The 17,723-nt window shown below is 41.0% G+C and carries 15 protein-coding genes; 4 read left to right on the plus strand and 11 right to left on the minus strand.

Going from position 1 to position 17,723, the window contains the following annotated elements; translation table 11 throughout:
- The first annotated feature begins 61 nt into the window (after window positions 1–61).
- A complete protein-coding gene (locus P2W72_RS09565) occupies window positions 62–1,831 on the plus strand; it encodes an ATP-binding protein (RefSeq protein WP_276361440.1) in 1,770 nt (589 codons plus the stop codon).
- 71 nt (window positions 1,832–1,902) lie between these two features.
- Here P2W72_RS09565 and P2W72_RS09570 read toward each other — a convergent pair whose 3' ends face one another.
- The 11 genes from P2W72_RS09570 to P2W72_RS09620 form a co-directional block, all read right to left on the minus strand.
- Window positions 1,903–3,576 (minus strand): PLP-dependent transferase, encoded by a 1,674-nt coding sequence (locus tag P2W72_RS09570; RefSeq protein WP_276361443.1) that lies wholly within the window; start codon window positions 3,574–3,576, stop codon window positions 1,903–1,905.
- 148 nt (window positions 3,577–3,724) lie between these two features.
- On the minus strand, window positions 3,725–5,494 hold the full coding sequence (locus tag P2W72_RS09575; RefSeq protein ID WP_276361445.1) for a c-type cytochrome: 1,770 nt from the start codon (window positions 5,492–5,494) through the stop codon (window positions 3,725–3,727).
- Between the two features lie 217 nt (window positions 5,495–5,711).
- Window positions 5,712–7,046 carry a Gfo/Idh/MocA family oxidoreductase gene (locus P2W72_RS09580; protein ID WP_276361448.1) on the minus strand — a complete coding sequence of 445 codons (1,335 nt, stop codon included), beginning with the start codon at window positions 7,044–7,046 and terminating at the stop codon, window positions 5,712–5,714.
- Window positions 7,047–7,365: 319 nt separating this feature from the next.
- Window positions 7,366–7,578 carry a DUF1905 domain-containing protein gene (locus P2W72_RS09585; RefSeq protein WP_276361451.1) on the minus strand — a complete coding sequence of 71 codons (213 nt, stop codon included), beginning with the start codon at window positions 7,576–7,578 and terminating at the stop codon, window positions 7,366–7,368.
- 15 nt (window positions 7,579–7,593) lie between these two features.
- Window positions 7,594–8,019: a hypothetical protein gene (locus tag P2W72_RS09590; RefSeq protein WP_276361454.1), complete on the minus strand. Its 426-nt coding sequence runs from the start codon at window positions 8,017–8,019 to the stop codon at window positions 7,594–7,596.
- 68 nt (window positions 8,020–8,087) lie between these two features.
- Window positions 8,088–8,237: a hypothetical protein gene (locus tag P2W72_RS09595; protein WP_276361456.1), complete on the minus strand. Its 150-nt coding sequence runs from the start codon at window positions 8,235–8,237 to the stop codon at window positions 8,088–8,090.
- 69 nt (window positions 8,238–8,306) lie between these two features.
- The gene (locus P2W72_RS09600) at window positions 8,307–8,648 is read right to left on the minus strand and encodes a zinc ribbon domain-containing protein YjdM (RefSeq protein WP_276361459.1); all 342 of its coding nucleotides are present in this window, start codon (window positions 8,646–8,648) and stop codon (window positions 8,307–8,309) included.
- 221 nt (window positions 8,649–8,869) lie between these two features.
- Window positions 8,870–9,535 carry a class I SAM-dependent methyltransferase gene (locus P2W72_RS09605; RefSeq protein ID WP_276361462.1) on the minus strand — a complete coding sequence of 222 codons (666 nt, stop codon included), beginning with the start codon at window positions 9,533–9,535 and terminating at the stop codon, window positions 8,870–8,872.
- A 198-nt stretch (window positions 9,536–9,733) separates the two neighbouring features.
- Window positions 9,734–10,993, minus strand: coding sequence for an amidohydrolase/deacetylase family metallohydrolase (locus P2W72_RS09610; protein WP_276361465.1), 1,260 nt, complete (start codon window positions 10,991–10,993; stop codon window positions 9,734–9,736).
- Between the two features lies 1 nt (window position 10,994).
- Complete coding sequence (locus P2W72_RS09615; protein WP_276361468.1) at window positions 10,995–12,293, minus strand: amidohydrolase/deacetylase family metallohydrolase; 1,299 nt, start codon at window positions 12,291–12,293, stop codon at window positions 10,995–10,997.
- Between the two features lie 24 nt (window positions 12,294–12,317).
- On the minus strand, window positions 12,318–13,595 hold the full coding sequence (locus P2W72_RS09620; RefSeq protein ID WP_276361471.1) for an amidohydrolase/deacetylase family metallohydrolase: 1,278 nt from the start codon (window positions 13,593–13,595) through the stop codon (window positions 12,318–12,320).
- 190 nt (window positions 13,596–13,785) lie between these two features.
- On the opposite strand from P2W72_RS09620, the gene P2W72_RS09625 reads away from it, so the two are divergent.
- From P2W72_RS09625 to P2W72_RS09635, 3 genes are all read left to right on the plus strand, one after another.
- Window positions 13,786–14,862, plus strand: a complete 1,077-nt coding sequence (locus P2W72_RS09625; protein WP_276361474.1) for a sialidase family protein — start codon at window positions 13,786–13,788, stop codon at window positions 14,860–14,862.
- Window positions 14,863–15,067: 205 nt separating this feature from the next.
- Window positions 15,068–15,520 (plus strand): (2Fe-2S)-binding protein, encoded by a 453-nt coding sequence (locus tag P2W72_RS09630; protein ID WP_346429774.1) that lies wholly within the window; start codon window positions 15,068–15,070, stop codon window positions 15,518–15,520.
- 5 nt (window positions 15,521–15,525) lie between these two features.
- Complete coding sequence (locus tag P2W72_RS09635) at window positions 15,526–17,661, plus strand: molybdopterin cofactor-binding domain-containing protein (RefSeq protein WP_276361479.1); 2,136 nt, start codon at window positions 15,526–15,528, stop codon at window positions 17,659–17,661.
- The last annotated feature ends 62 nt before the right edge of the window (window positions 17,662–17,723 follow it).

Consider the following 17,723-nt stretch of genomic DNA (forward strand, 5'->3'; position numbering starts at 1 on the left):
GAAACTAATAATTAGGAAGAATTGTTCGCTTATTTTATTACTTTTAAAGACCTGAAAAATCATGCCTGAACAACCTGCCTTCTTCAATTGGTCATTAAAAAAATTACTCTTAACTATACCCGATTCTTTGGAGCAATCCAGAGTTAAGATTTTGTATACTTTTCTGATTTTTTCTCTGATAAAGGTATTAATTATCATACCGATCGCTTATCAGAATAATCAGGTTCCGCAATTAAAGATTACCCTGATATTGTTGATTGCTTATGCTTTTATGACAAAGTTATTGTTAAGTCATAGAAAATACGCGGTAATGATTTCTCATCTCATGATTATCGTGGGAATGCTGATTGTATTATCTATTTTTTTTGGAATTGCAAAAACCATTAATATCATGGCTTTGCAGTTTATCTTCATGATGATTTTAAGCGGGTTTTATTTATTGAGCCGCAGTTATGGTATTTTTTATTCGATAGTAGCGATTTCGCCGGTTATTGTATTCATGATTAATAACGGGAATCTTCAGAATCTTAACAATAGTCCCGAAGGTTTGGGTTCACCTGCTTATGAGATTCTGGTTTTCTTGAATTTTGTCACAATTATACTGGCTCATTATTTATTTCATCAGGCACTGAACCGAAATGTGAAGGAGAAGGAATTGCTAAATGAGAAACTGCAGATCGCAGTAATGGAAGCTAATATTGCGGCTCAGTCAAAATCAGATTTTTTATCAACCATGTCGCATGAGCTGAGAACACCGCTTAACTCTGTTATCGGGATGGCTGAGCTACTTAGTGATGAACTTACCAGCCCTGAGCAGGAAGAAAACCTGAAAATTCTGAATTTTTCTGCAGCCAGTCTTCATACATTGATTAATGATATACTCGACTATAATAAGCTGGGCTCTGAAAAACTATATCTGGAGGCTATTAGTGTTAACCTTCATTCGCTGATGCATGATATTTGTTCAGGTTTAAGGATACAGGCAAAGGAAAAGGGGCTGAATTTAATACTTGACATTGATGAAGATATTGAGTATACCCCGGTTTCAACAGATCCAACCCGTATAAGTCAGATTATATTTAACCTGACGGGTAATGCAATTAAATTTACATCTATTGGTAGTGTAAAGATTAAGCTTAAGATACTTAATAAGAATACAGATGACATCAGCGTTCGTTTTTTGATAACAGATACCGGCATTGGTATTAATGCTGAAAAGGTAGAAACCATATTTGAGCCTTTTACACAGGCTTCAACCAGTACAACCCGAAATTACGGAGGAACTGGTCTCGGACTGGCTATCGTTAAGCGTTTATTAACTCTTTTTGAAAGTTCAATACATCTTGAGAGTGATGAGGGTATTGGTTCTGAATTCTGGTTTGATATTACCTTTAAGCGTAATACTCAGCCAACAGACAATATAATCTCAGATAAAGATCATGTATATGATCTTAACGGGCTAAGAGTACTGGTGGTTGAAGATAATCCGGTAAACAGCTTATTACTGAAAAAAATCTTCCAGAAATGGAGTAATATACCTGATTTTGCCAAGGATGGATACGATGCTTTAGAGAAGATTGTTGCAAATACGTATGATTTGATTTTAATGGATATTCATATGCCAATACTTGATGGCTATGAAACCACAAAGAAAATACGTGAACTGGCGGATAAAGAAAAATCAAAGGTACATATCATTGCGTTAACAGCATCTGTGTCGAGTAATCTGAATGAAAAAATACATGAAGCGGGAATGAATGATTACTTATCAAAGCCATATAATCCCAGAGAGCTGTATGCAAAACTCAGAGAGATTTCACTTAAGAAATAATAATATTTTGTAAAGAAAAGGCTCCGTACTAATTTAAATACGGAGCCTTTTTTATGGAATTACCGAACCAGTTAGCTCGATAATGGCGGGCCTACCGGAACATTGATTTTCTGGCGGCTGCTTGGCTGTACATATCTCTTTGCAGTGAAGGTAGAGGTCAGGTATTCACCGTGATGGATTTTACCTTTGATTGTATCTCCTTCAAGTGTTCCTGAGAAAGTGAATGGCACATTGTCGGCCAGCATTCTTGAAGCACTTCTGAATTTAACTTCATTTCCTTCAATAGTTCCCTCAAGCTCATTGGTTGTAAATGCGCTCTTGTGCGAACCTTTCAGCCAGTTTGTATCCTGCTGTTCGATAGAGAAGGTATGCTTACTGGTTTCAGTGAAGTACTCGATAGTTACATCCCAGCGTCCTTTCAAATCTGCTCCCGGAGCTTTCATTTCTGGTACTGCAGGGCGCTTCATTGAAAGGGCAGCGTGAATACGGTCAGCAACGATCTTGTCATCGCCAGGCTGCATCATCCATGCTGCAACTGTGATAGAGGTAGAGTTTTCAGCACCTCCATTACCACGACCACCGCCTGCACTTAGCGCAATACGCGGTTTGGTTGTAGAAAGGTAAGTCGCAATATCTTGTCCTGTAGCATTGAATTTTGCAGGATCCCATGAAATAGTTAAGTTAGGTGTGCGGTTATCCAATCCTTTTGGCTGACGGATATTAGCAGTTACACCACTGATTGTTCCTATTTTTTTGGCTATGGTCTCCAGATAACCTGTCCAGGTAATTTCTTCCTGCGGATGATCACGCTTAGTCCATGCTTCAACGGCAGCAACCATACCGATCTGCTCTTCTTTTCCTACTTTATTATCGCGGCCTGCACCATGGTGAGGAGCACTTGACTGCCATGCAGCCATCAGTAATTTTTTATCACCTAACAATAATCCGGCACTCTGAGGTCCACGGATTGCCTTACCTCCACTGTAAGCAACAACAGTTGCTCCGTCAGCAAGGTGTACGTTTGGTTTTAAAGTAAGGGCTTCTGCAGCAGCATCCACAAGTACAGGGATACCTTTTTTCTTGGCAGCCTGTGAAATTGCATAAACAGAAAGTGGTCCTTTATCGCCAGGTTCTGTAGGCATCAGGTAAATCATTGCAGTACGTGGATTCATTGCAGCTTCAAGCTCTTCCTGTGTATCAACAGTAATTACCTTTACCCCAACATTACGTACAGCATGATCATAAGTATTACGTGAACTGCGTGGAATAATTACTTCATTTTTTTCGAATCCGGTAAGATCCGGAATACGAACAAGTTTTTCAGGATTGCCACCGGTTACTGAGGCCATGGTTGTAATTTTGATACCTCCGGCACAGCCACAGGAAACTACACCCCATTCAGCACCTGAAAGGTCTGCAAGTTTTTGACCCACACCCATAGCAAGTTCATCTAACTGTACATAGTTTGATTGAGCATTGTACATGGCTTCCTTTGCTTCAGGAACAAGGGTTGATGCACCAATGATTGTAAATGTTCCGCGGCAATTAATTACCGGCTCAACACCCAATGCACGATACACTTCAGGACCAGCAAGCACAGAATTTGTGGCAGCCTTTTCTCCACCCAACACTCCAAGTAATCCTGCACCTTCAGCAGGTGCAGACATTGCTGCCTGAGCGCTTCCAACAACACCACCTGCTAATGGTAGCATTGTAAGACCTTTAATAACGTCTCTACGTTTCATTTAATTATTTAATTTAAGTTTATTGTGTTGATTTTACATTAACAGAGATCCGTTAAAGAATAATCTAATTTAAGGACTTCAATAAAAAATGCAACCTAATATAGGTACTATTCATGTTACATCATTCCTTATCCGGGTTAATTCTTTTTTACTTATTTAACTTTCTGTACTCCATCACTTCCTGTACACTTACCGCACTTGCCGTATTGCCAAAACTTGAGCGTATATAAGTTAAGATATCAGCAACTTCTTCATCTTTCAGGAAGTTATGCGCCGGCATCAGACCATTGTAAGGTTTGCCGTTCACAACTATTTCTCCGTTTAAGCCTTTTAATACTACATTCAATAATCGGGTTTTATCGCCTGTTACCCAGTCTGCTCCACCAAGAGGAGGGAAGCGATTACCGTCGCCCTTACCATCATTCTGATGACATGCTGAACAATAAGTATTATAAAGTGCGGCTTCAGGTTTAATTTTTCCTTTTTCCAGGTCGTCTTTAATGATGTCGGGAGTACGAATATGGGAAAGCTGTTTGTGCTTCTCCATTTTCGCCAGTTGAGCCGTTCCAAATGTCTTTTTATCTCCTTTGTACATCACACGCCATATTCTTCCTTTCTCTGTTTCGCTGATATATAATGAGCCATCCGGACCTTCTGCAAGTCCCATCGGGCGCAATTTGGCATCCCTTACATTGACAATCGGGTCAACACCTGCAAATCCATCAGCGAATACTTCCCAATCGCCGGAAGGTGCTCCGTTTTTAAATGGTACGAAAGCTACAAAATATCCTGATTGCGGATATGGAGCACGATTGGTTGAACCATGAAATGCGATAAATGCGCCATTCTTATAACGCTCAGGAAACTGGCTACCCTGATAGAATAACAGATCGTTCGGTGCCCAATGGCCCGGGAACCCGATCAGAGGCTGAGCAAGTTCCCTGCCCTTTCCTTCTTTCTTTCCATCCCCGCCATATTCAGGAGTAAGTAATTTCTTTTTCTTAATCTGATCATAATAGTAGTATGGCCATCCGGCATCATCGCCTTCCTTAATTTTAAGGAATTCTTCAGCAGGTAATACAGCACTTTCCCATGGAGTGTAAAGTTCAGGGAAGAGGCGGTGAAGGTTATCCCGTCCATGCTGAACTACATAAAGACTTTTATCGGCTTTATTCCAGTCCATTGCTACAATACTTCGTAATCCTGTAGCGAATAATGTTCCGTCTTTTTGTTTTAATCCTGTTTTATTTGCATCAAAGCGCCAGATACCACCATGTTGTACCAGTTCAGGACATGGGTTAATACCAGGCTGACCAGGCTTGCCGCCGGGAGTATTATTCATATCCATGCAATTGTTGGATGGAGTTCCGAACGGAACATACATAAATCCTTTATCATCAAACTCCATTGGTTTGGTAATATGCCAGTGTGCTCCATGTCCATGATCGTCGGTCAGTATTGTTTCAATTGGGCTGTCGGGAATCAGTTTCCCCGGACTTAGTTTGTTTCTGTAAATAGCCAGCGAAGAACTGTAATAAAGATATCCATTGTGGATACGCATGCCATTTGCTAAGCTGCCAAAATCTTTGTAGTCGCCAAAATGCTGAATGATATCTGCTTTCCCATCATTGTCAGTATCGCGCATAGCTACGTTGCCACCTTTGGGAGAGAATCGAAGTTTTACATAGATATCACCATTGCTGTTAACTGCCAGATGTCGTGCCGGACCAATACTGTCGGCAACAACCACTGCTCCAAAGCCATCAGGAAAAGTTAGACCTCCATTATCTTTGTCGAAAGCAGGGAGGCCTCCCGGGTTTCTCATCAGTGTGTGTCCAAGCAGAGCTATGAACAGCAGGAATGCTGAAGTATAAAAAGCCGGTTTTCTGAAAACAGTAGAATTGAAGTTAAGTTTCATTTTTTATGAGTTCTATTTAAGCGGGAAATAATTTCTGAGAATTAAAGATGCAAATAATGCTGTTTTAATTCAAATTAGAGGAGGTATAACTGTTTGTCTTTATGTAACAATCGTAAACAGTAATTTAAGAGGGAGTATTTACTGTAAGGCAGGAAGTTTATTCAGCAGCAGAGTCTACATTTTGTGAGGATTCTGCTGCTGAATTTTAATTCTGAATTTAAACCTTCTTTGCCTGAGGCTTAATGGAGGTTAGGTCGGCAATTTTTACAGGTTTTCCACTGTCAATACTGTTTCTGGCAGCAATACCGGTAAGAATAGCTAACGCTCCGTCTCTCAAGCCTGCCGCCTGACGATGCGGGTCGCTTTGGTTTGGCAGAAAAATATGCTGTTTCATGCGCTCATCGCCACCACCATGACCACCTTCAGTATTTGATATTTTAAAAATCTCACGTTTGCCGAAGTTGCTGGTTAGTTGTATTTCATCAAAACCTTCTTCTTCCCAGGGCTGTTTTTCTTTAATCCAGGCATCCAGCTTGCCTTTTGTACCATTGAATGAAATGCGGTAACCTTCATAAGGAGAGTAGGTGGTTAATGAATAGCTCACCTGAACATTATTTGCATATTTGATCTGTACAGCCATTTTGTCGAAAATATCAATATCTTCTTTCCAGACACAGCCATCGCGCAGATAGCCGTCATATTTTTCATTTTCTACGTAAAGCTTCATCAATGATGGATTTTTGGTAATGTCCCAAAAGAAATCGCATTGTTTGGTATGCGGACAAGTGCGGCAATTAGTATGTCTGAATGAATTATTCTTGCCATAAAATTCTAATGCACCATTTGCGAAAACTTCTTCCGGATCTGAATCGATCCACCAGTTTAAAAGATCAAAATGATGTGATGCCTTATGTACCAGTAATGACCCGCCTTTTGATCTCAGACGATGCCATCTTCTGAAATAATCTGCACCATGGCTGGTGTCCAGATACCAGTGAAAATCAACAGAGGTGATCTTGCCAATAGCTCCTGATCGGAGTAATTCATAGATCTTTGCCCGATGAGGCGAATAGCGGTAGTTGAATGTTACCCTTACACTTTTGCCTGTTTTCTTTTCAGTATCCAATATCGCCTGACATTTGGTTTCATCAGTAGTTAATGGCTTTTCGGTGATTATATCAGCACCCATTTCCATGCCTTTGATAATGAATTCATGATGCGTATTGTCTACAGTTGTTACCATCAGAAGCTCAGGTTTGGTCTCACGCATCATCTGATCAAAATCAGTGAATGTCGGACAGCTAACTCCCATGTCTGATTTACCATATTTCAGGCGACCTTCATTGATATCGCAGAGACCAACGAATTCAATTTCATTCCCATATTTCTGAACTACCGATTTACCCCACATACCAAGCCCCCTTCCACCAAGCCCTACCATTGCAATTCTTTTCTTTTTGATGGGTTTTAACAAAGTTTCTGCCGAAGCAGGTAAAATAGTAGAACCGGCAAGCACAGTTCCGGTTTGTAGCAGGAATTTTCTTCTTTTCATAGTGTAGAATTATCTGTTCAATTTGTTCAGACTGAAAATACAGATATTTCCTGAATTATAATGATGTAAACCAAATTAAGGGTTAAGCACTATTAGTCCTAGTCCGGCTTATTGCCATCCTCCCCGGGGGGCTTGAAAATATTAACAAAGCAAGGTGCCGTTGTTTGACCACACTGATTAATTCCAGTTTAGCCTGAAGTGCGTTTTGTTGCGCAAATAACCCTTCCCGGAAAGCCTGGTCCGGCCGGCTCTGAACGGTTCTGTATAAGTATTAATAAGTAGTCAGAATATACTTGCTCATTTAGATTATGCAGAGGTCTTACAGGTTACATAGCTTTTGCATAGGCATTATATGGTAACCACTGATTGCAAAATCATTAATATAACCTCTAACCCGTACCCATCCCAAATATGCACGTTTGTCGGGAATGATTTCCGGTATTCGGGCATAAGTCCAGCCGCCTTTACCAGGAAATTTCCCTAAAAGATATTCACGGTCTGCGAGAGGTTTATCTGCATCAGAAATCTTCATGACAGGAGAATTTGACTAATTGCTTGTATCTGTCTTTTTTATAGCCAGTTTTCCGGCAAAATAAGCCATGGGGATATATGCAAGGCTCAGATCAACAATACTAAACCATAAGGGACCCGGAAGCATGTAAACATTAGCGATCCCGCCAGCAAGGAAAAATGCAGAGATGCCCATTGCAAACTTCATTTGATGACCTGTTGCGAATTTTGCTGCTACAAATGCACCTGTAAAGGTACCAATAGCATGAGCGACAAAGGGCATCAGAAAATGCCGGGGACCAAATAAATGCATGCTGGCTCTTAAACCTTCCATATTAGTTATATCCGCACCGTCGGGTGGAGGGATGATTGAGCCACCAACCATGATGATTCCCATATTAACCAGACTCCCTAAAAAGCATGCTGCCAGTACAACAAGGATGTTATTAATAATTGAGCCCATTTATTTCAATTGATTTAATTAAAATTAGAGAAAATTAAGTCATTCACTGAGATTTAGATAAGATTAAACTAATCACAGGTTCTCAATAGGCTTATGGTCAGTTGCATCACCCCTTGGGTTTCGGTTAAGGGAGTCCATCCCGGAATGCCTGAATAGAAATTTTTCATAGCCTGGAGATCATCAGCGCCGATAGTTAATACACTTATTCTTTGCTCCATACTAATTATATTAAGCCTTTACTGAATTGTTCCTGCCGACGAACAGAACCGGAAATGAGTTTAAAAACTTTAAGCTTTTCTTACAAACTCCGACTTTAAGGCCATTGAACCAAATCCGTCAATTTTACAGGAAATGTTATGATCGCCATCGCTAAGATGGATGTTTTTAACTTTGGTTCCGGCTTTTATAGGTTTAGGTGCACCTTTGACAGGAAGATCTTTAATAACAATAACTGAATCGCCATCTTTTAATTCGTTACCATTTGAATCTAAAACTTTAAGGCTGCTGTCGGTTTCAATTTTTTCTTCGCTGGGGTCCCATTCATGAAAACATTGCGAACAAATCATCAGATTTTGATCAGGATAGGTGAATTCTGAATTACATTTAGGGCAGTGGATAGTATCGCTCATCTTTTTGTGTTTGAAAGTCCAAAGATAAAAAAAGCATTGTCGTTCTTCGGGGATATTTACTTCGTTCCTCGAATTTTCACTAACAATATTCGATTTTTTAATTTTTATTATATCATCGGATATATATGGTGTTCGAAAAAGAAATGAACATGAATATTAAATTTTCTTGTTAGCCTGATTATCCTTTCAGAACAGGGATCAGGAAACTTTTTATTCAGATTTTATGTTTTTGCAGGCTTTTTTAGCTTGGCTGTTAATACTCCTCTGGTAGAATTCTCATCAACCAACTTGCTATTTCTTACATTGGTATAAATTCTATAGGTTTTGGTTCTTTCCAAATGTTTCTCTTCCAAAATTTCAAATTCCGGAAAGTAATCACGGATAAAATTCCAGTTCATGGTTTGCGGTTCAGTCAAGGTGGGTCTGGTATGAATATCTACCAGCAGCAAAAAAAGACCATCAGGCTTCAGTGTTCTGCTAATTTCCCTGCAGGCAAGTTCCATATTTTCAACATGATCCAATGAATTGAATGAGGAAATGATGTCGAAATAATTATCGGGGAAGGGGATGTCTTCAACATAGGCTTTAAGATAGCTCATTTTATGTTCTTTTGCACCCATTTTGAGGTATTGATCAGCAAGCGGGTCGATTCCTATCCTTTCCTTTACCATATCCGCCCATTCTAAAGAACCTCTCGGGCCGCAACCGATATCCAGTATGATTTTGTCATTATAAAACTCTTCAGATAATGAAAAGTTGCTTGTGTAAAAATGTTTATAATGGGAATTGTCATTAAGCTTTTTAGAAAATAGCTTAACTATTTTCCAGTAACTCAGTTCAAAAATCTCTTTAAAGGATAAGGAGCTATTGGTCGATTGGGAATTCATTATTTTGCGTTGAAACGTTCCGGCGAATTTATTCAAATGAATCAGGATTTAGGCACAATCTTATATTGAATTATTTTTTATTTAAGATTGTCTGGTGGTAGTTCTCTTTAGGATTGTATAGTGAAAATAAATTTCTAAAAAAAAAAAGCTCCCGAATGGACTAAATACGGGAGCTTTTCAGATTTGTAGCTTTCACTTTTATTTCAAGGCCTTACTCCATGGCACCCCAGCCATCCCATTCAAATCCCAAACAATTCTTCCGGCACGGATAGTCATTTCAGCCTGAAACTTTTTATTTCCTTCCAGCTTAAAGCCTCCGGCATCGAGAAATCCGAATTTGCCGTCCAGCACCTTAATCACAGCAATATCTGCAACAGAGCCCTCACTCAGGTTGCCCAGATCTGGACGTTTGATGGCATTGGCAGCACCCCAGGAGGCACGCTCAATAATATCTTCGGTTTGCATGCCCATGTTCAGATATTTCGACATCAGATTCAGCATATCCTTCATCCCCGAGTTCACACTGTTATGGTGCATATCGGTGCCAAAAGTGTCAGGAGCGAGTCCCTGTTTTACTGCAGGTATTCCCTGATTGAACCAAAATCCTACACCACCATGGCCTACATCAAACAGGATTCCTCTTTTGCGGGCTTCCAAAACAAAGGGGTGTACTTTGCCATTCTCATCCACTACCGGCATACGTTCTGAAACGTTTTCATAAGCATGGGTCAGGATATCACCTGCTTTCATATGTTTCAGCTGATCTTCCAGCGAGAACGCAGTGATATGGCATTCCACAAACAAGGGTCTGTTGTTTTCATGTGCCAATGCAGCTGCCTCATCAAATGGCTTCCAGTCCTTGCCCGAATAATGCCCGATTTTTACTCCGACAATATTATCCGAATATTTTTTGATCGCCTCATCAGCTTTTTCAATTTCCAGAGCTTTCATATCTTCCTGTTCAGTAGCTGTACCCATCATTCCCGGTGCAAATGCATTCAGATAAGCAAGCACGCGAGTGCGTGAGCGGTCAATAATCTGTTCTTTAAACAGGGGGAAGGTCTTGTATCCGGATGTGCCGGCATCTACTACCGTAGTAATACCTGCACGGAAGGTGAAGTCGTCAGGCTTCACACTCGAAGAGCCATGTCCGAAGCCGGCATTGGGTCCGGTGAAAACATGGGTATGAATATCAATCAGACCCGGAGTAACATACATCCCGCTCAGATCCACCACTTTTTTGGCTCCGGCTACAGGAATATTTGGCGCAACTTTCAGGATTTTTCCATTGCTGACAGCAATATCCATTTTGGCATTGATCTTATTTTTGGCGTCAATCACATGCCCGCCTTTCAGTAATATGTCGATTTCCTGTGCAGATACAAACTGTGCGGAAACTGACAGGCAGATCGCGAAAATGCCGGATCTGCCTGTCAAAATAATTTTATTGATGTTCATTTTATTTTGCTATTGGAGCACTAAGGGCATTCAGATCCCATACAACTTTACCATTTCTCAGGGTCAGTTCAGCCTCCAGTTTATGTTTTCCTCTGATAGACATTCCGCTTGCATCGATGTATCCAAAATCGCCTTCTCTCAATCTGAAGACTGCAATGTCAGCCTCGCTGCCTACACTCAGGTTTCCTAAGTCGGTGCGTTGAATTACTTTTGCAGGATTCCAGGTTGATGCAGCAATTACATCAGCCAGAGGCATGCCTAATACAAGGAATTTAGAGGCCAGATTCGCCATATCTTTGAACCCGGCATTCATACTTCCTGTATGTAAGTCAGAACTTAATACATCCGGCTGAAACCCTTGCTGCATTGCAGGTACTGCCTGGCTCCACATAAAGCTTCCTCCACCATGACCTATGTCAAAAATGAGCCCCTTTTTGCGTGCTTCCCAAACATATGGCTTTACTTTTTGGGTTTTTACATCCACAATAGCCTGCTTATGTTCAAGCATTGTGCCATTCTTGTCAAATTCCTGATCGTAACGGTAAGCATGTGTAAGAATATCTCCCGGACGAAGATGCTTTAATAAAAGGTCTTCAAGAGGTAGTGGAGGAAGTGCTTTTCCAAAATCCACCATCACCGGAATGCTTGCAATTTTGCCGGCAGCAACAGCTTTGTCTGTTGGATCCCAATCGTGTCCAATGTAGTGAGCCAGTTTAATGCCAACAACAATATCCTTATGCTTTAATGCAATTGCACCGGTCAGTTTTGCATCCATATCTGCTTCATCCTGCTCATAGGCCTCAATTCCGCGCATTCCACTGCCTACGATGTTCATGAAGGCAAGTACACGGGTTTTTGAAGGTTCAACTATATTCTTTCTGAATAAGTCGATATTCCTCCACCCCGGTCCGCCGGCATCCACAATAGTGGTAACTCCTGAACGGAAGGTAAATCCATCGGGAGGTAATGCCAAAAGTCCGTCACTCAGGTAATTGTCGGGCTGAGTGCCATGGAATACGTGTCCGTGGATGTCGATCATCCCTGGTGTAACATAAAGTCCGCTAACATCTACTGTTTTTTTGGCACTGCTTGCAGGGATATCCGCTGCGATGCGGTAAACCTTACCGCCTTTAACGGCAACATCCATTTTAGAATTGATCTTGTTCTTTGCATCGATCACATGACCGCCTTTTAAAAGCAGGTCGATTTCCTGAGCGTTTACTGCTGAAGCAAATAACAAACAGATTGCTGTTGAAATGGAGAATATACTGTTTCTCTTGTTGAAAAAATTGTTACGCATAGTTTATGTTGTTTTATTCTTTTCTTATTTAAGTGCTTCGGGAGAGTCCCATGCCAGTCCGCTAACACCATTCAGGTCCCAAACAATCTTTCCGGCACGGATAGTCAGTTCTGCATCCATTTTCTGGGTTCCCTTTAGCGTATATCTGCGTACATCCGTAAATCCGAAATCGCCTTTTTTTACACTGAATACGGCAACATCAGCATCAGAACCTACACTCAGGTTTCCAAGCTCCGGGCGCTTGATTACGTTTGCCGGATTGACAGTTGAACGTTCAATTACTTCCTCTAAAGTCAGTCCTATATTCAGGAATTTTGACATCACATTGGCCATGTCTTTCATTCCTCCGTTCATACTGTCTGAATGCAGGTCGGTACTGATCACATTCGGTTTGAATCCCTGCTGGATTGAAGGAATAGCCTGACGCCAGAAAAATGCACCACCACCGTGTCCAACATCAAATATAATTCCTCTTTTCTGAGCTTCAAAAACAAATGGTTTAACTGTTCCCTTTGCATCTGCAACAGTCTCACGGTCATTCGGACCATAAGCAAAGGTATGTGTGAAAATATCACCCGGACGCATATGCTCCAGGAACAATGATTTAATAGAATTTGTTGGTTGATGTTCGCCAAAATCTACCATCACCGGCACATTTGCCAGCTTACCTGCCTCAATTGCTCTGTCAACCTGTGTGAAGTCTCCCCAATAATGTGCGGCTTTAATACCAACGATATACTTTGGAAAAAGTTTGGTGATCATATAGGAAGTCATCTCAGGATTGAAATCAGTTTTGTCCTGCTCCTCAAAACGACCGTACATTCCGTTTCCGGTAATATTCAGTAAGGCAAGGATACGGGTTTGTGAACGATCAATGCTCTGTTCTTTAAACTTCCGGAAGTTTCTCCAACCGGAAGAACCGGCATCGACTACTGTGGTTACACCGGCCCTGAAGGTAAATGCATCAGCCGGAACAGCTGTTTGGCCGTTAGCGATATAAGAACCAAGGTCATTACCCTGAAATACGTGCGCATGCATGTCGATAATTCCCGGAGTTACGTACAAGCCATTCACATCCACAGTTTTTTTGGCTGAATTTGATGGAATGTTTGCCGCTACACGATATATTTTGCCATCTTTTATGGCTACATCCATTTTGGCGTTTATTTTGTTTTTAGGATCAATTACCTGACCGCCTTTTAGTAAGAGGTCTATCTCCTGAGCACTCAGTGTCATGCTGCTGAATACTAAAAGGAAACTTAGAATGCTCAGTAGTGAAAAAATCGTTTTGTTGTTTCTCATTGTTAATTGCGTGTTAATTATTCTCCAATATAAATCAAGATTTTTAACGACAGGCATCTCAACCGAAGATTTCTTTCAGATTAGCCTGAAAAGCTTTGAAAATTGCCATTTGTTGAAGATTTTGATTTTATAACATATTTATTACATTTAAATTAAGGCCACCATTTAGTTCAATTCACATCAATATCCTATGAAATATTTCCTTTCAGCTTTTCTCCTTATTACCTCCGTTCTGAAAGCTCAGGAGCCCGTGCCAGTGCGAAGCGGAGGGTTAAATCAGCTTGATCTTTTTAATGTGAAAATGAAAAACAATGTTACCTGTTACCGTATCCCTGCATTGGTTGTTGCAAATAACGGTGATCTGATCGCTGCTATTGATGAAAGGGGGCCTTCCTGTGCTGATCTGAAGACAAACGACAATATTAATATAGTAATGCGAAAAAGTAAAGATAATGGTAAAACATGGACAGCTATCCGCACTGTAATTGACTATCCCTCTGGAAAATCAGCATCTGATCCTTCTTTTATTAATGACAGCAAAACAGGTACGGTTTTCATGTTTTATAATTTTATGGATCTGGATCAGGAGAAAGATATTTATTATTTACATGTAATAAGGAGTACAGATAATGGTGAAACCTGGTCGAAACCGCAGGATATTACGCCCCGGATTACTAAGCCTGAATGGCATAAAGATTTTAAATTTATCACCTCCGGGAAAGGTTTCCAAACTTCTTCCGGTGTTTTGTTGCACACTTTGGTAAACTTAAAATACGGAGTATTTGTTTTTGGATCTGATGATCATGGGAAGACCTGGTTCTTACGGGATACTCCTTTGAAACCTGCCGATGAATCCAAGATTATTGAACTTGGAGATGGCTCCTGGATGGTAAATTCAAGAGTAAATGGTGCCGGAATGCGTTATGTGCATATTTCAGGTGATCAGGGGAATAGCTGGATGAGCAGGGCTGAGCCTGATTTGACTGATCCGTCATGTAACGCAGCTATTATCCCGTATGTTTTTAAAAAGAAAAAGTGTTTATTATTTGTGAATGCAGATGATAAGGATGACCGTAAAAATCTGACGGTGAAGCTTAGTTATGACGAAGGCAAAACCTGGACTAAAGGCAGGACTATTTACGCGGGTTCAGCAGCATATTCTGATCTTGTTGTTATGAAGAATGGAGAGATCGGAATTTTATTTGAGAAAAATGAATATAGTGAAAATGTATTCGTGAGTTTTTCTTTGAAGTGGCTGCTCACTTAGCTATTGTTTTTGAACAGTACCCGCTAATTTCGTTCAGGCTGTTTTATTTCTCTGATTATTTTCGCAGTTCGGACTGAATTCGGTTGGTTTTATATATTTCTATATTCTTAGAGGTATCAGGAAACAAAAATATCACATCCATTCACTTGATTAATTCCTTCTTTTTTAATTAACTTAGCTTTTAATCAAACTAATACTTATGGCTATTTACAAACTTCAGGTTAACGGAAAGACCTTGCAGGCAGATGTAGAGGCAGATACCCCATTGTTATGGGTTTTGCGTGATCATTTAGGCCTGGTAGGAACCAAATATGGTTGTGGTGTCGCACAGTGCGGTGCCTGCACAGTACATGTTAATGGTGCACCAACCCGTTCATGTGTTTATCCTGTTTCTGCAGTAGGAACTTCTCAGGTAATTACTATAGAAGGATTATCTGAAAAAGGTGATCATCCGCTTCAGCAGGCATGGGATGAGATTGATGTTGCTCAATGCGGATATTGTCAGGCAGGTCAGATCATGACAGCTGCAGCACTTCTTAAACAAAATCCTAAACCAAGCATAGACGAGATTGAGGTAACTATGAATGCTAATATCTGTCGTTGCGGTGCTTATCATCGTATTCGTGAAGCAGTAAAACTGGCCAGTACTAAAATTTGATTCCTATGACAAATGAAACTAATAATAGCAGGCGCGATTTTTTAAAAATGACCGCTATAGCCGGTGGAGGTCTTGTATTAGGCTTTAACTGGTTCAGTGCTGAGGCAGCTCCGGCAATGGTGTCGAATGCAGCAGCAGGAGGCATCGGATTTAACAGTTATCTGTCTATCGCTACAGACGGTACAATTACCATTATGTCTCCAAATCCGGAACTGGGTCAGAATATCATGACTTCATTCCCAATGGTGGTAGCTGAAGAGCTTGAAGCCGACTGGAAAAAGGTAAAGGTATTGCAGGCTAATCTGGATAATAAATATGACCGTCAGCTTACCGGGGGTAGCGGAGCCGTTCCTCATTCCTGGAAATTGTTGAGAAATGCAGGAGCAACAGCGAAATTCATGCTGATTGAAGCTGCAGCTAAAAAATGGTCAGTTCAGGCATCTGAATGTACAGCAGCTAACGGCTTCGTTTTGCATGCACGTACCGGTAAGAAGTTAAGCTATGGCGAGCTTGCAGAGGCTGCATCCAAAGTTCCTGTTCCGGCAAATGTTAAGTTAAAAGATCGTAAGGATTTCAAACTGATTGGCAAATCAGTACGAAACGTTGAGAATAAAAAGATTGTAACGGGTCAGCCATTGTTTGGCCTGGATTTTTACCGTGAGGGCATGCTTTATGCGATGATTCAGCGTCCGGCTCAGTTCGGAATGAAGCTGAAGTCAGTAGATGCTGCTTTTGCAAAGTCAATGCCGGGTATTGTTGATGTGGTAACATTTAAGAACAATGTTGCAGTAGTAGGTAAATCTACCTGGGAAGTGCTTAAGGCCAGAAAGATGCTGAGAATTGAGTACGAGAAGGAGGGAGCGCTGGAAAGCACAGAGGATCATGATAAGCTGTTCCTCGACCTGATGGATAATGGTAAAGCAACGGTCAGACGTAAAGACGGAGATGTAGACGCTGCTTTCAAAAATGCAGCAAAAATTGTGAAGGGAGAATATCAGTGTCCATTCATCTCTCATAGCCCGATGGAGCCGATGAATTTCTTCGCACATGTTCGTCCTGATGGAGTTGAGCTTGTTGGTCCGACACAAACCCCTGCCAGAGCCCGTGCAGAAGTATCACAATTGCTGAAAGTACCTGAAGATAAGATCACCCTTCAGTTAACCCGTTTGGGTGGAGGCTTTGGAAGAAGGCTCAAGAATGATTTTGCAACGGAGGCTGCAGAACTTTCAAGTATTGTTAAGGCGCCAGTTAAATTGATCTGGACGAAGGAAGATGATATGACAGGCGGAACGTATCGTCCGGCTTGTCGTTACCGCTTTGAAGCTGCTTTGGATGCTTCCGGTAATATGACAGGATATAAATTAAGGGGAGTAGGTATCAATTCAGGAAATCCAACGCGTGAGCATAATTTTCCTTCAGGGGCCGTAGATAATTTACTGATTGATTCGGTTGAGCATGCATCTCCGATCACTACCGGTGCATGGAGAGCTCCGATCACTAATTTCCTTGCTTTTGCCGAACAGGCTTTCCTTGATGAGGTTGCTCATACAGCAGGAAAAGATCCGGTTCAGTTCAGACTTGACCTTTTAGCTAAAGCAAAAAAATCGCCGGTTGGTGAAATCCGTTATGACATTAACAGGATGGATGCGGTAATCCGTTTAGCTGCTGAAAAATCAGGATGGGGCAAGAAGAAAGATGTATCACAGGGATTCAGCGTTTATTTCTCTCATGCATCTTATGTAGCACAGGTAGCAGATGTAATTATGCGTGGTGGTTTGCCGGTAGTAAAGAAGATTTATGCAGTCTCAGATTGTGGGCAGGTAGTTGCGCATAATGGCGCGGTTCATCAAGTAATGGGGGGCGTTGTCGACGGACTGGGCCATGCAATGTACAGCAAACTGACATTCAGAGATGGTGCAGCCGATCAGAATAACTATAATTCATACCGTTTAATCAGAATGAAGGAAGTTCCTGAAATAGAAACTCATTTTGTTCAGAATGATTTTGACCCTACAGGTTTGGGAGAGCCTGCTCTGCCACCTACAGGAGGTGCTGTTGCGAATGCTATATTTAAGGCAACGGGTAAACGTGTAAGAAATCAACCTTTTATTGAGGAAGACGTATTTAAGACAGTTTCATAAATATGGAACAGATATGTGAGCCGGCAGATGATATTTGCCGGCTTTTTTTGTTTTAAATTCAC

This window comes from Daejeonella sp. H1SJ63, assembly GCF_029360775.1.
Taxonomy (GTDB): Bacteria; Bacteroidota; Bacteroidia; order Sphingobacteriales; family Sphingobacteriaceae; genus Daejeonella.